This window comes from Schaalia sp. HMT-172, from assembly GCF_030644365.1.
Lineage (GTDB): Bacteria > Actinomycetota > Actinomycetes > Actinomycetales > Actinomycetaceae > Pauljensenia.
In genome coordinates this window covers 2474828-2489331 of record NZ_CP130058.1, presented here as the reverse complement: position 1 = coordinate 2489331, position 14504 = coordinate 2474828, and the positions used below count along the sequence as shown (strand labels likewise).

Annotated in this window: 14 protein-coding genes; 7 read left to right on the top strand and 7 right to left on the bottom strand. The window is 57.1% G+C overall.

Features of this window, described 5'->3' with window-relative positions:
- The first annotated feature begins 549 nt into the window (after positions 1-549).
- The 4 genes from QU663_RS10430 (at position 550) to QU663_RS10415 (ending at position 4699) form a co-directional block, all read left to right on the top strand.
- On the top strand, positions 550-846 hold the full coding sequence (locus QU663_RS10430) for a hypothetical protein (protein WP_304990591.1): 297 nt from the start codon (positions 550-552) through the stop codon (positions 844-846).
- A 294-nt stretch (positions 847-1140) separates the two neighbouring features.
- Positions 1141-1818, top strand: a complete 678-nt coding sequence (locus tag QU663_RS10425) for a hypothetical protein (protein ID WP_021610593.1) — start codon at positions 1141-1143, stop codon at positions 1816-1818.
- Between the two features lie 219 nt (positions 1819-2037).
- Entirely contained in the window at positions 2038-3024 is a 987-nt protein-coding gene (locus QU663_RS10420; protein ID WP_232210889.1) for a hypothetical protein, read from the top strand.
- A 325-nt stretch (positions 3025-3349) separates the two neighbouring features.
- Positions 3350-4699: an IS256 family transposase gene (locus QU663_RS10415; RefSeq protein ID WP_304990554.1), complete on the top strand. Its 1350-nt coding sequence runs from the start codon at positions 3350-3352 to the stop codon at positions 4697-4699.
- A gap of 146 nt (positions 4700-4845) precedes the next feature.
- Here QU663_RS10415 and QU663_RS10410 read toward each other — a convergent pair whose 3' ends face one another.
- The 7 genes from QU663_RS10410 to QU663_RS10380 all read right to left on the bottom strand — a co-directional run bounded on the left by QU663_RS10410 (position 4846) and on the right by QU663_RS10380 (position 12220).
- Positions 4846-5172 carry a helix-turn-helix domain-containing protein gene (locus tag QU663_RS10410; protein WP_232210946.1) on the bottom strand — a complete coding sequence of 109 codons (327 nt, stop codon included), beginning with the start codon at positions 5170-5172 and terminating at the stop codon, positions 4846-4848.
- A 451-nt stretch (positions 5173-5623) separates the two neighbouring features.
- Positions 5624-8761: a type I restriction endonuclease subunit R gene (locus QU663_RS10405; RefSeq protein ID WP_021611501.1), complete on the bottom strand. Its 3138-nt coding sequence runs from the start codon at positions 8759-8761 to the stop codon at positions 5624-5626.
- A 3-nt stretch (positions 8762-8764) separates the two neighbouring features.
- Positions 8765-9436, bottom strand: a complete 672-nt coding sequence (locus QU663_RS10400; protein ID WP_021611500.1) for a hypothetical protein — start codon at positions 9434-9436, stop codon at positions 8765-8767.
- A complete protein-coding gene (locus tag QU663_RS10395; RefSeq protein ID WP_021611499.1) occupies positions 9436-11190 on the bottom strand; it encodes a class I SAM-dependent DNA methyltransferase in 1755 nt (584 codons plus the stop codon). The genes QU663_RS10400 and QU663_RS10395 overlap by 1 nt, the downstream gene beginning before the upstream one ends.
- Positions 11187-11414 carry a helix-turn-helix transcriptional regulator gene (locus QU663_RS10390; protein ID WP_021611498.1) on the bottom strand — a complete coding sequence of 76 codons (228 nt, stop codon included), beginning with the start codon at positions 11412-11414 and terminating at the stop codon, positions 11187-11189. Before QU663_RS10390 ends, QU663_RS10395 begins: the two co-directional genes overlap by 4 nt.
- A gap of 2 nt (positions 11415-11416) precedes the next feature.
- Positions 11417-11782, bottom strand: coding sequence for a DUF2326 domain-containing protein (locus tag QU663_RS10385; RefSeq protein WP_232210920.1), 366 nt, complete (start codon positions 11780-11782; stop codon positions 11417-11419).
- Between the two features lie 27 nt (positions 11783-11809).
- Complete coding sequence (locus QU663_RS10380; protein ID WP_021611496.1) at positions 11810-12220, bottom strand: hypothetical protein; 411 nt, start codon at positions 12218-12220, stop codon at positions 11810-11812.
- Here QU663_RS10380 and QU663_RS10375 point away from each other — a divergent pair.
- The 3 genes from QU663_RS10375 to QU663_RS10365 all read left to right on the top strand — a co-directional run bounded on the left by QU663_RS10375 (position 12219) and on the right by QU663_RS10365 (position 14173).
- A complete protein-coding gene (locus tag QU663_RS10375) occupies positions 12219-12500 on the top strand; it encodes a transposase (protein WP_034480883.1) in 282 nt (93 codons plus the stop codon). The two genes, QU663_RS10380 and QU663_RS10375, sit on opposite strands and share 2 nt — an antisense overlap.
- A 23-nt stretch (positions 12501-12523) precedes the next feature.
- Complete coding sequence (locus tag QU663_RS10370) at positions 12524-13252, top strand: IS3 family transposase (RefSeq protein ID WP_304990590.1); 729 nt, start codon at positions 12524-12526, stop codon at positions 13250-13252.
- A 408-nt stretch (positions 13253-13660) separates the two neighbouring features.
- Positions 13661-14173: a hypothetical protein gene (locus tag QU663_RS10365; RefSeq protein ID WP_021611493.1), complete on the top strand. Its 513-nt coding sequence runs from the start codon at positions 13661-13663 to the stop codon at positions 14171-14173.
- Positions 14174-14504: the final 331 nt, after the last annotated feature.

Below are 14504 nucleotides of genomic sequence, written 5' to 3'. Positions count from 1 at the left end.
TGGGGGAGGCGCGTGTGCGCGGAAGGCCCTCGGGGGTGGGGTCGCCAGTGGGCCGCCAAATGTTTCACGTGAAACGCTCTGACAGGAGAAGCCTTGATTCATGTCAATCTGTGTGCAGTGGCTGCGTCGCACACTCTGTGAGGCATGTGCCGTGTATACCTGTCCCCATGAGGAAGCGCAGTAACCGAGCGGACGTGAAGATGAAGGCCGACCTCCAACGCTAGCTCATTGAATCCGGAGAAGCTGAAGAACTTGTGGCCTTCCTGCGCGAGGAGCGAGCGCGTCATCCCGTGCCCCCGCTACGAGTGGCCGTAACCACGAGCCTTGACGTTGATATTTTCGACGCCATGATGGCTCGCGCGGCCAGTGAGGGCATCACGTCACGGTCGGGAGCCCTCCGCGCCGCGGTGCGCGAGTGGGTGCGCGACGTCGAGCGCCAGCCAGAGCTGCACGAGGATTGACGAGGCCGTGGCTGGTCCCCGGGTCATCGACGACAAGTGGGGTGCTGGGCGCGCCACAAAGAGAGGAACCCCGCCATGAAGTAGACATATGACTATCACGAAGCGCGACGATACAAGCATGGCGGAGCAGAACGCCGAAATCCGGCGGTGGGCGGAGGTAAACGGCCTGACGGTCGGGTCGAGATTCGGTGAGCAGCGGGACGTGGTGGAGCGAGTCGCTCCTCGAGTGCCGGTCGTCGAGGTCACGGTGCGCATCGACGAGGACGTGTACGAGGCGGCGATGCTACGTGCAACCTACGACGGATACGACGAACGCGTCCGAGGTCGTCGAAGCGGCGCTGCGAGAGTGGGCGCGGGGGTACTAGGCTTCCAAATAATGACTTGATGGCGGAATCCGCGAACGGCTGTGAATGCGAATCCGTATCGATGCCTGGTGCATGCTCCTGTGGGGCTCTGCTTGCGTTCTCTGGTCACTGCATGGCTGGAAGTCCGCTCATCATCAAGGACCAAGAGCTCTACCTGCAACCCCCGACGAACACCTGGTCACTCACACTCAACTCTGAAGAGCCGGGATGGGCTTGATTCCCAAACGGACTACGTTGTACGTTTTAGTCAACCGTTCAGCCCACCGCTCCCTTGGAGTGGACGGAGTGGATTTCTATCTGGAAGGTCAGATGATATGGAAGCCATCGATGAGTTGATTAGTGCTGCGCAGACCTTCTACGAGGATGCGCGCAGGGATAAGAATGGGCGCTCGCGCTCGTGGGAGCATTGCTATCGCGTGTTTCGAGATGCACGGACCGACCCCTCCCCGGATTACGACTATTTGAGCCTGCACCTCGCCTTCTACCTGGCGAGCTGGGGGATGTACAGGGGCTCGTCCTTCCTGCTGCAGAAGGACTACAAGGTGCTTGTGCCCATCGTCGAAAAGATCCTCAAGCCCGAATACGACTGCCTGTTCGGGGTCGCTTGCGTGGGTCTGCGGGAGCCTGAGGTTCAGAAGAGGCTTAAGAAGCTGTGTGACGACATCGCCGCCCATTTCGGGCCTATCCGCGATGAGGTTGCAGGGCGTAAGGTTGCGTCTTCTGTGTCGCCGGTTCTCATCACGAAGATCCTCATGGGAACGCTCGGGTGCGTGCCTGCGTACGACAGATTCTTTCAGGATGGCGTTGCGACATACAAGGTAACGACGCGGGAATACAGCCCAGAGTCCGTCCGTAGGCTCTTGGACTTCTACGAGGAGCACAACGACCGCCTCGAGGAAGCGCGGCGTGGAATGCGGGTCGGCGACCTCATCTATCCGCAGATGAAGGTTCTTGATATGGGGTTTTGGCAGATTGGGTTTGAGAAGGACTGAGATGTCCGGAGACCCTGATGTGCTCATCATCAGGGTCGGTGCGTATCGGGTGTGTAAGCGCTGATAACTTCATCGGTTGAATTGTTAAACACTTGGCTATTGAGTAGCTTGCTGTCGGGTGTTCATCGTTTGACATACATGTAGCTTGAGTAATGTCCGGTGATAAAGTGCCTGTAAGGCTGTCAGTGTAGACATAACTTGACTTACGAAGGAGTAGCTATGAATTGGCTTGAATTGGTTGCCACGGTGGTTGGTATTGCTGTAGCGATCTTTACTTTGGGAAAATATGTAAATGATCTTTATAAAGTAATGAAAAACGGAGGTGATTTAAAGAGCTGGTTCAGTTATGGGCGGAAGGTAAAAGGGTTAAAGTACTTGCGTGTATTCCAAAAGCGTAGTGCTCTTGGCTCCCGAACCGAAATATCAAATTCCGTAAGACAACAGTTAACGCGTGAGATAGCCAAAGATGTCATTCACTCTTACTGTATTGGCAGGCGAGTAAGTCGCATCAGTAGAAGTAGTCGAGATCAATTGGGCATAGTTTTTAGCGTGTTTGGCCTATTTGGTATTGTTGTGGCTAGTGCAGTTTTACGTAAGATTACTAATGTTGCGCCCGCAAAACAGGAACTCATTAATTCTGTAATAATTATGCTGTCGTTCTGGATTGTTGCTATGTTGTGTGTGTTAGCATTGCAGTTAATTGTTTTGGTGTGGCGTCTCGTCGACGATCATAAAAGCACAAGTGAGCTAATTCGACTTCAGGTAGTGCAGGTTCCACTTGACTCGATCCCATACTGTGTTGAGAAAGATAAAGACTATATCTTCCTTGATGCAACCATTCGAGAGCGCTACCAAGTCCCCTTCATGGGTGCGGAAGACCGCGTGCAGATGCTTCTCGATCATGGTGTAGCGACCGATGGGGATGTGGCTCTTAAGAAGTCTGAGGCCAAACAAGTCAAGTCAAGTGACTGCGAAGACGTGGCTGGTAAGCTTGTTGACTCTTTCCTCTCAAAGACTTCGAAACATGGTAGCGAGCCTGTCTACTTTGTGTTCTCACAGGCCGGCATCACGGCTGCTCTTGTCACACATCTACTGCGAAGCAAAGGGCTGCGAGCGTTCTACATCGGCGCGACGAATGGCTACGAGTCTGAAGTCAGGGAGACTATTCGGGAGATTCGCATACTCCGTGAGAGTGGTCTGATCTGAGTTGCTCAGAGCTGTGGTGGTGTGCTGCATGAACGGATTGACTGGCGACGGCCGGGATCGAGACCAAATGTTGATGCTGGCGAAGTCAAGATCTCTGGCTCTTCACAGGTGGGTGTGGGTGGACTCGTCTAGGCCTGTGGTGATGAGGAGTATTCGGAGTCTGTAGTTGGTGGGGTTGCCTCCTGGAGTTGGCTATCGATGGCGTTCTTGCTATCCCTGGAAGGGCTCTAGAGATGCAATCTGGGTATTGGAGCGGAATTTTTGCCGAGCTTGGGGGCGTGTTTAATTGTCTGTGTATCCGTCTTTTGTTTGAAAGGATTGATGCATGATGAATGATGATGATGTTGTTGTGGCTCGCGCTAGTGGGCGTGAGACGGTGGAGGAGCTTCGTCGCTCGGGGGCGTTGGATGCGTTGTTTGAGCGTCTTGATGCTGGCGAGGTCGAGATGACGGGTAGCGAGGGCTTGTTGCCGGCGTTGCTTAAGGAGGCGTTGGAGCGCGGGTTGGCCGCGGAGCTGACCGAGCACTTGGGGTATGAGAAGGGCCAGGCCAGTGGGCAGGCGCGCTCGAACACGAGGAACGGCACGACGAAGAAGACCGTGATGTCGGAGGTGGGAGCCTTCGAGATCGAGGTTCCCCGGGACCGGGCGGGCTCGTTCACCCCGCGCCTGGTGCGTAAAGGACAGCGGCGCCTTGATGGTTTGGATTCGATGATTATCAGCTTGTATGCCGGGGGGATGACGGTACGCGATATCCGCCATCACCTGGCCTCCACCCTGGGCGTGGAGGTGGGCGCTGGGACGATTTCTACGATCACTGACGCGGTGTGCGAGGCCGTCTTGGAGTGGCAGCACCGCCCCTTAGAAGCGTTCTACCCGGTGATCTACCTGGATGCGATCCGCATCAAAGTCCGATGCGATCACAGGGTGGAGAACCGGGCCGCTCACCTGGCGGTCGGAGTGGACATGGAGGGGGTCAAGCACGTGCTGGGCATCTGGGTCCAAGCCGATGAAGGCGCCTCCTTTTGGGCCCACGTGTGCGCCGAGCTGGCCAACCGAGGCCTACGCGATGTCCTGATCGTGTGCTGCGACGGACTTACTGGCCTGCCTGAAGCCATCGAAGCGACCTGGCCCCAGTCCATGGTCCAAACCTGCGTCGTTCACTTAATCCGCGCCTCCATGCGTTTCGTGTCCTACAAGGACCGCAAGAGCGTCGCCGCGGCTCTCAAGGCCGTGTACAGCGCGCCCAACGAGGAAACCGCCCGAGGGGCGCTGGAGGACTTCGCGGCCAGCGACCTGGGAGCGCGCTACCCCCAAACGGTTGCCACCTGGCAGCGCGCCTGGCAGCGCTTCACGCCGTTCTTGGCGTTCCCGCCCATGCTGCGCCGCGTCGTGTACACCACCAACGCTATCGAGTCCTTGAACTACCAGCTACGCAAAATCACCAAGAACCGCGGGCATTTCCCCAGCGAAGAAGCCGCCGTCAAACTCTTGTGGCTCGCCATCTGCAACATCGAAGACAAAAGAGCCGCCCAGCGCCTCACAGACGCTGGCAAACCCCCCAACAAACGAACAGGACACACCCGCCTCATCGAAGGACACACCACCACCAACTGGAAACAAGCCCTCGCCCAACTCACCACCGCCTACCCCGACCGAATCACCCCCTACCTCTAACCCCCATACACAGAAAAATTGACAGGCTCGAGCTTGGCCAGCCAGTTCTTGTATACAGTGCCCGACCTCCCGTGTGTTAGGTCCACGATGCCGGTGAGCTCGTGGGCCCCGGCGGCGTCGGTCTTGGTGGTGCCACACGGCTCTCGTCAACCCCCAGCACCTGAACCCCTGTGAAGCGGGCGGGGTTTAGATGCGGCTTGCAGGCACGGCTTGATATGGGACCACACGGTATTCCACGTGGTTCCTAACTGGCGGGCCAGGCCTGAGATAGTGGCTCCCTCCGAGCGCAACTGTCGGATCGCCCAGCGGATCGCCCGCACACCCAAACGCGCCCGGGGTGCGCACACCCGCTCGTCATATTCCAGGAATGTCACCGTCTGGCAGGTGCGTTCGCGGCAGATCCAGCGCCGTATTGTGCCACCGGAACCTGCCGGGACCCCGGCCCAGGGCGCGTCGATCACCTCCACCACCATACGACCGTGGCCTTGAGCAAGTCACCCCACAACCCGGGCAGCCAGCACAGCGATCACAGGACTCTATGTCGAGTACCAGAGCATCTGGGGTGCGAGCCACGCTCATCAGATGGAAGCCCTCCAAGTCGACGAGCAGATCACACCGATCACACCGATCAAGCGACACAGAGCAGCAGCAGGTAGGGTGAGACATTGTCGCGGTCCTTGAAGGCAGCGGGGGTTGAAGTCCGCTCATCATCAAGGACCTCGACCTCTACCCGCAACCCCCGACCAACACCCGGTCACCCACACTCAACTCTGAAGAGCCCGTGAACCCAACCCCCACGAACGCCACCTGGCGCACCAGCGAGGGGAGGCTCCTCGGCGATCTTGCCTAGCCCTGCCCAGACGGTACGGCGGCGAACTTCAGGTTTATCGACGGTTTGCGAGCGTTAGGCACTCGACTCTCAACTCATGCGCCTGCGGCGATCTCGTCGTGTTCACCCCTTTGTACGACGTGGGACAGCTCCCAGTAGATGAGGTCCGAAATCTCGCGGATTACAGCGGCTCGACGCTGAGGGCTCTCGAAGAACTTCTCGAGGATGTTGTTCTGAGTGTCATGGTGGTCGAGGGCAGCATTCGTGACGGCTTGTTCAATGGTGAGCGATTCGCGGAACTGTTCCTTGCTGTTGGCGTTGACCTGTTCTCGGATCGCCTCGTCCTTGACGAGAATGGTTACTACCCCCTGCACCCAAGAGTTGACCGAGTCGGGGTCGAAATTCTCCCCTTCGAACAGATCGTTGATGTTCTTCAGGATCTGTTCCCAGGCCACCATGTTCAGGTCGCGTGTGGTCCCACCGCCGACACCCATCGGCTTGAGTTTCTCCCCGTCGCCAGTCAGCGAGATTGATCCCTCGCTAAGCCGTGTTTGCTTGATGTGTGTCAACTCGATGCTTGACAGGTCAAGTTCCTCGGTACTCTTGCGCCCTGTGAGACGCGGCTTGAGGAGGCGGAGAAACAGCGCGAGTTTTTCCAGATTGGTGTCCTCATAGTCAACGATCTGGGACAGGAAGTCGTAGAGGCGAACGAAAGATCCCACGTCTTTGCGGAAGAGGTCCAGTTCATCGATGGATGCTTTGTCTTGGTCCGTGAGCGCTGCGCAGTAACGACCATTGAAGCGGTCGGCAGCGCTCTTGAGGGGGCCGGTGTGCTTGCCATGTGCGTTTTCGATGATGAAGGCCTGAGCGAAGCGTTCGACCTCGTCTGCGTTGTAGATACCGGCCGTCTCGAGCTTGCGGGCTAGATCGTGCACCAGATCGGGGTCTGTTGTCTGGGTGATCTGGGCCGTCCGGAAGTACGGCAGGAACGAGTTCAAGATTGTCTCGGGATCGTTGCCGAAGTCGAGGACGTAGGTGGTGTCCTTGCCCTTGGACGGCAGGGTACGGTTCAAGCGTGACAGTGTCTGGACTGCCTCGATGCCGTCGAGCCTCTTATCAACATACATCGCGCAGAGGAGCGGCTGGTCAAAGCCAGTCTGGTACTTGTTGGCCACAATCAGCACCTGGTAGTGGTCACCAGCGAATGCGTTGGGAATGGTGCGTCCGCGTAGCCCCGGATTCATGTTGTGCTCGGTATAGGGCTCGGTGACCCCAGGAACTACTTCTTCAACTTGATCACTGGTAAGGCTGCCTGAGAAGGCCACCAAGGTTCCCATCTCGTAACCATGAGAGGCGATGTACCGGTCGATCGCGGTCTTGTACTTGAGGGCTGCCGCCCGGCTGGAGGTCACCACCATTGCCTTGGCATGCCCATCAAGCAGGTGGGCCACATTGGTTCGGAAGTGCTCAACGATGATCTGGACCTTCTGGGCAATATTGGTCGGATGCAGGCTCACCCATCGCATAAGGCCCTTCGTCGCGGTGGTCTCGTCCACTTCATCAGTGGGCGCGGTTTTCCCATCGGCTTTCTGTGCGAGCTGGAATGCTGTCTTGTAGGTGGTGTAGTTGCGCAAGACGTCGAGGATGAACCCTTCCTCGATGGCCTGCTGCATCGAATACACATGGAACGCCTGCGGTGTCCCGTCGGCACCGGGTCGACCGAACATTTCGAGGGTCTTACCCTTGGGGGTGGCTGTAAAGGCATAGAAGGACACGTTTGCGGATGTGGCGCGCGCAGCCATCTCCGCAGCCAGCACGTCCTCAACGGACAGCTCTGCACCCTCGCCGATTGCCTCAACCTCTGCCTGCGAGAGGACCTGGCGCAGCTTTTGCGCACTTGTTCCAGTCTGAGACGAGTGGGCTTCGTCCGCGATGACAGCGAAGTTCTTGTCTGCCATTCCACCCTGCTCAGAGATCGCCTCGAGAACGAAGGGGAACGTCTGCAACGTGACGATGATGATCAGCTTGCCGCTAGTCAGTTCCTTGGCGAGGAGAGCCGACTTGGAGGTTTCTGCTGCTTTGCGCACCTCATCGGCGTTGATCGTTCCGACCGTCCCGCGGGTGCCTTCGATCGCCTTGATAGCCTTCTGCAACTGGTCATCGAGGACTGTCCGGTCGGTGACCACGATGACCGAGTCGAAGATCTTGGTATTGGTGTAGTCGTGGAGGTTGGCCAACCCATGAGCCAGCCAGGCAATGGAGTTGGTCTTCCCTGATCCTGCCGAGTGCTGGATGAGGTAGCGGTGCCCTGGCCCCTCGGCTCTGGTGGCCGACAGAAGTTCGGTGACTGCCTCCCACTGGTGGAATCGTGGGAAGATGATCTGGGTCGACTTCTTGTGCTCCCCGGTCACCGGGTCGATTTTCTCCGACGTTTGAGCGTTGATGAAGCGCTCAATGATCTGCAGCCAGTTGTCACGTTGGAGCACACGCTCCCAAAGGTATGAGGTCGCCGCACCATCAGGATTGACCGGGTTGCCAGCACCGCCGTCATTACCAAGGTTGAACGGCAGGAACACTGTGTCAGTCCCCGAAAGTCGTGTCGTCATACGGATCTCGTCCGTGGATACAGCGAAATGGACCAGACAACGTGATCCCCACTTCAGAAGCGGCTCGCCTTGCGGCTTGCGATCGTGCTTGTACTGATGAACCGCGTCATCGATTGACTGGGTGTTGTCAGTCTTCAGTTCGGTAGTTGCCACGGGGATGCCATTGACGAAGAAGACCAGGTCAATCGAGTCATTGGGATGCTTGGCCGAGTGGTGGACTTGGCGCATCACCCGCAGAATGTTGGCCTCGTAGTGCTCCTGCGCGGTGGGATTCAGCGAAGTTGCAGGTTTGAACGCGCACATGGCGAACTTGGCCGGGGTGCGTTTGAATCCGCCCCGAAGCACCGCCAAGATTCCACCGCCATGCTCCAGAGGCTGATCGAGCTCCTTCGCAAGTCGGTCGAGAATGCCTTGCTTGGCGCGCTCCTGCTCAGCGGCAGACATCGACGGCTTGATGACCTTGTCCAACTGCTCCGGCTGTGTGCATCGCAGCCAAGCAAAGACGTCCTCAGGCACCAAAGCCAGGCTTTGATCGTAGCCACGGTAGTGGCGCTGATAAACCCAGCCGTGAGCGGCCAGGTAGTCGCAGATCTCCTCCTCGAAAGCCTTCTCATGCTGCGTTGCCATGACTCATCGACCTCCCAAAACGGTCCGAACGATATGCGCGTCACGTCCCTCGTTTACGATAGCTACGAACCTTTCGATTGCCGACGAACTGGAACCAGCGCCTTTAGATGCAGGGGATAGTTTCGAGACGATTTCAAGTCGGCTATCGAGTTCCGAAACTATCTGCATCTGCGTGTCAAGCGGAACCATAGGAATCGGCAAACGTGCAATGTCGGCAAATGATAGAGATTGCCTAACGCCTCCTCCCATACCGTAAAATATCTTCGAGAGATCATACGCTCTGAAAAGATAATTCAGATATTGAGGCAAGAATTCATTCGAGATCACTTCGGTCGCCAGATAGGCGCTGGTAATAATTCCACGTTCCGTACATAACGCCGAACGAAGACTCCGCCTGTCATTCTGAAGATCGGTAAACCTGAATATAATCTGCTCAGCTTCGACGATCTGATAGGTTTCGAAGGATGCCGGAAGTAATCCGGTGTCGGTATGAATGTCCTTGCGAATAATCTGGCCGTAACTCAAGGAGAGGAGATTGTTCTCCTGCATTCCCGCATTGGTTCTCTTCGTCTTCTTTAGAACGGTAAACAGCGGGACCGACCCATGTTGAATGATGGTCGTCAAGAAGAAGTTGCGGATTCCTTCAGGAAGATGTTCGAGCCTATTGACCACCACTATGACATCCTTTCAATAAGGTCGATCAACTCGGTTTGCGCAATCTTGAGATCCTCCATGATTTCAGCTTCTTCTCGATATGATTCCGGCTGAAAAAAGAATTGTTCGAATGCGATTTCGCAACCAACCTTTGCTTGAGTTGCGTCGATCCAACAGCCGTCGAAGCGTGGGTCAACCTCATTCTCCATGAAGTCATCGACGGTCCGATGAATCGCAATCTCCATGTCGCTAATGTCGCCATGAATGGGCAGTTTCAGGTCGATCGCACGTCCCTTATCTTCGACTACCTTGCCTGTTCCTCTTCGCTTAATCTCGCCGTCGTCGCCAACTTCAGGGAATTTCAGCTTGGCTGATACATAGTGGAACGCTGAGGTGGGGACAATGCGCGAAATGTTGCTCGACTCATAATCTACATAGGCCTTGACGATTCGACTCCTATTCTCCTCATCAATCAGATGTACCTTATCTCCAAGCTTCTTACGCATTCGAGTAAATAGGTTCCGTGCGTCAATCAAGAGGATGGTGTACTCCCGATCTTTCGGTCGATTTGTATCGACAATCCAAATGTATGTGGCAAGCTCAGTGTTGTAGAACATATTGGTGGGTAAAGCGATGATGGAATCCACGATTCCAAGTGAAATCAAGTGCCTCCGGATTTCGCTTGGTCCGGCTCCCGCATTACCGCCATATGTCGACGCCGCATTAAGCACGATTGCCCCTCGACCTCCCCCGTATTTTTTCGGGCGAAGCTTATGAATCAGGTGCTGGAGGAACAGAAGCTGGCCGTCACTAATCGGCGGTGTGGCTTCAATGAATCGAGCTGCGGCGCCTAGCGCTTTGATCTCGGCAGTTACTGCCGACTGGCTCTTCTTCCAATCGTCGCCATAAGGAGGGTTGGAAAGGCAATAGTCAAAAGTTTGGGCGGGGAACCTGTCATCTGCGAGCGTATCTCCGAGCTGAATGTTGGAGGGATCGTGCCCCTTGATCAGCAGATCGGACTTGCAGACGGCGTAGGACTGGTCGTTTCGCTCCTGCCCATACATGCGTAGCTGAGCGTCGGGGTTGAGGCCAGGGTGTTCCGGGGTGCCGATGAGGTGTTCTTCTGCGATCGAGAGCATCCCACCTGTTCCCGCGGTGGGATCGTAAATCGATCGGACCGTACCTGGAACCGAGAGCGCGTCGTCGTCCCCGGCAAAGACAAGGTCAACCATGAGCCGGATTGCGTCGCGGGGTGTGAAGTACTCACCGGGCGACTCATTGGTGGACTCGTTGAACGTGCGAATCAGATACTCGTAGAGGTCGCCCATCTCTGCGTTGGGGACCTTGTTCGGGTGCAGGTCTACGCGCGCGAACTTCTCGATGATGATGAAGAGCAGATCCTTCTCCGCCATCCTGGCAATCTGGTCGCCGAACTTGAACCGCTCGAAGACGTCGAGGTTGTCCGAGAATCCATCGACGTACTGCTTGAAGTTGGCCTCGAGCCCTGCGGGGTCGCCGAGTAGCGTCTGCAGCGTCCACGGTGTCGTGTTGTAGAAAGACAAGCCGGTCTTGCGCTTGACCTGGGCGCTGAGTAGTTCAGGTTTGTCAGCAAAGGCTCGGACTAGCCCAGCCAGGTCCTCCCGATGGTCTTCGAGTACACAGTCGAGCCTGCGCAAAATGGTCATCGGCAGGATGACATCACCGTACTCGTGCGGCTTGTAATCGCCTCGGAGCTGGTCGGCGATGCCCCAAATGAAGGGTCCAAGGTTACTCATGCTGGCATTTCCTTATTTGCTGTTTCTGGCACTACTTCAATGATATCTTCAAGATTGTACTGCAGAGTTTGGCAGATCCACAGCAGTACGTTGGTGGTGACGTTGCCGTCTTTACCGAGCTTGACGATGGTTGCTGGGGATAGTCCTGCAGCTCGGCGGAGGTTTTCGCGGGTCATGTCGCGGCCAATGCGGAGTTTCCACAGCGGTTTGAAGGTGATACGCATGGTTAGTTACCTTCCTCGGTGGTCTCTGTGTTCCAGGTGAAGCCGTAGAGGGCTTCAGGGCCGTCGCCGAGGTGGATGACGCGCGTCGCTTCGACGAGTTCCTCGGCTTGCCGACCATACGCCTTTGTCGCATCGAATGAGAAGAATACCTGCTTGGGCTCTTCTGCAGCGCTTGTGAGTTCCGCCGCACGCATGTATGCGCCTAGCAGCGCGCGAACGGGTGCGTGTCCGACGAGTTTGATGATCGCTGAGTCGTGGATGAGGAACAGCAGCGGCGTGTGGCGGAGCATTGCGACATCGAAGATCGCCAGGTGCCGGGACTTGGCTCCTGAGCCTCGATTGCCGCAGTGGTCGAACTTGTAATTGATGCCTTGCCCGTTGATCTGGAACTGGAACTATGGGCACACCTTGCGGCTGCCATCGGGATACAACTCAGCGTTGACTCGGTTCATCTCAGCGTTGGAATCAGCAGCGATCGAGCCGATCATCTTGGTGTGCAGGGTCTCGAGGAGCTGGTCTTTTTCTTTCTTGAGAATGTTCTTCTCGTCGTATGTCTTGATCAGGGGTTCCAGGCACTGAACTGTGCCGTGGACTTCCAGTGCGTGGTTGTAGGTGTCTTCGTCTAGGTAGACGGATTCTCCCAGGCAAGGATGTGTGCCTTGTGTGCTCGGATCTGCTCGTTGAGACGTTCGATCTCTGCCTTGCGCATGCCGCCGTGGAGGATTCTGGGTTTTTGGACCGTTTGTTTTGAGAGGGTTGTTCTGAGTAGTCCCGGCTGTTTGTGGCCGGGCAGAATGGATGACCATGAGGAAGTTCTCGAAGCACACGCTTGAGCAGATTGTCGTGAAGCTGGAGAAGGCCGAGGCGTTGCGAGGTGAGGGCATGAGTACGGCCCAGGCCTGCCGCGTGCTGGGTATCAGCGAGGCGACGTTGTGCCGGTGGCGCCAGCGTTATGGGTCGATGAGTCGTAGTGAGGCCAAGGAACTGCGTGAGTTGCGCGAGCAAAACGCGCGCCTCAAACAGTTGCTAGGCCAAGCCGAGCTGGAAAAGGCAGCGCTGCGAGAGCTCGCGGAGGGAAACTTCTAAGCCCGGCGCGCAGGCATGAAGCTGTGAGCTACCTGGTTGGTCAGGGGTTTTCTCAGCGTCTTGCATGCCGCGTTGCCGGGCTGTCCCGGTCAGCGTATTGCCGCACCCGCGCGGCGGGCGGGGCGAAAACGCTGCGTGATCATGGGCCTGTGCGCCAGTGGATGAACGATTTTGCCGCCACGCATCGACGCTGGGGCTATCAACGCGCCTGGGCGCGGGCCAAGAGCGAGGGCATTGTCGTGGGCCGTGATACGTTCCGGCGCTTGTGGCGCACCGAGGGGCTTCGCGTGTGCCCGCGCAAAGCCCACAAGCCCCGCACCGCGCCGCGCCTACAGCGCCTGGTCAGGGCTAGTGCTCCTGGGCAGGTGTGGGCCATTGATTTCCAGTTTGATTCGGATTGGAAGGGGCGTGTCTTTAAGGTCTGTAACGTCATTGATGAGTTCACGCGCCAGCACCTGGCTTTCCGCGTCGAGCGGCGCATGGGAGCCGCCGACGTGATCGAAATGCTTGACCTGGCTGTCCTGGCACATGGAGCACCCCAGGTGCTAAGGGCCGATAACGGGCCTGAATTCATCGCCGCAGCCGTGGGGCGCTGGGCCAGCGAGCACGACACGCTCCAAGCATTCATCCCACCGGGCCAGCCTTGGCTGGGCGGGCTCGTGGAGTCCTTACACAACCGCATGCGTGATGAACTCTTGGAAGACAACATGTTCGATGGGCTCGACCATGCCCGCACCCTGATCGCCGCCTAGTCGCGCCGCTAGAATGAAGAGCACCCCCACAGCGCGCTGGGCTGGCTCTCACCCAACCAGTACGCGCGCCAATGGGCACAACACAACCAATAACAACCAACAACCCTCACGACACCCGGTCCACAAAACCAGACCAGGCCACCACTCTGTTGACGAAGCTAGAGTTCCCAAACAGGATGACTTGCTGTTCGATTGATGTGAGAGCGATGTGCTCATGCGTCTTATGTTGGAGGCTGATCTGTGCATGTTTCGGTCCTATTGGTGGCGTATCGATTTGGCGACTGCACGCGCAGCGGTGGTCATTTCCGAGCCTTGCTGGTTGGGGCGGACGCAGATGAGCATGCCCCTCCTTACGGTGTCGCTTGTCGACCACGGTGGTCGACAGTGTGGCCCAGAGGAGGGAACAGGATGTCTCAGAAATTCACCAACAAGGGAGATGGCAATCAGATCGCTCAGTTCGGTGGCGACCTAAACGGAACGCTCAATCAGATCAACGGAACACGGACATTGGCGTCCCTGACGCTGCCTGAACTCGGCGAAGAGTATCTGTTGGCCAGTTCGATTGTGTCGAAGGAGCGGAAGTCAAGACTCAAGACATCAGCAATCGCAGCGATGGTGTGCCTCCTGTGTTGTGGCATTACTGTCGCCATGTATTGGTTGTTTGGGCAGCCGTCTCTCAAGGAGATCGTCTTCAGCCCCGCAGAAGGGTCGAAACTCGAGTTGAGCATGAATCTCACGCTAGTGATCCCCATGGCCGCAGCTCTTCTGTCGGGGGCAGGCGCATATGGCAAGGTAAAGAACCCAAGCGAACTCGAGGTGGATCGGAAGGAGCATCAAAGGGCAGCCTTCATGGTGGCACGCCAGAGGGGTCTCAGTGAACGAGAGTGGAACGAGGTCGTCGAAGCCGTCAAGCAGAGCTAGTCGTTAGTGTGCTGGTGGAGGATGTGCACGCCCACGCCCTGCACATCCTCCCGCGTCAGCGTGGTCGCCGCTCAGACGTGCACATATGATACGAATCACTGAACGGGTGTGCAGAGGGTTTGCTCTGCGAGTGCTGGACCGCACTCAGTGGATTCAGTTCATCTCAATTTGGTGAGGACTATGACGCCATACGTCTGACAAATCAGCCCAAAACCGCCGCAACCACACCCCAAAAACCCGCCACGGCCTCGTCCCACACGGACCCGAACAGTGAACGCCGCCACCCGCGTGTCCTAGGATTGGGGCACGCCGACGCGACCCCAAGGACGGG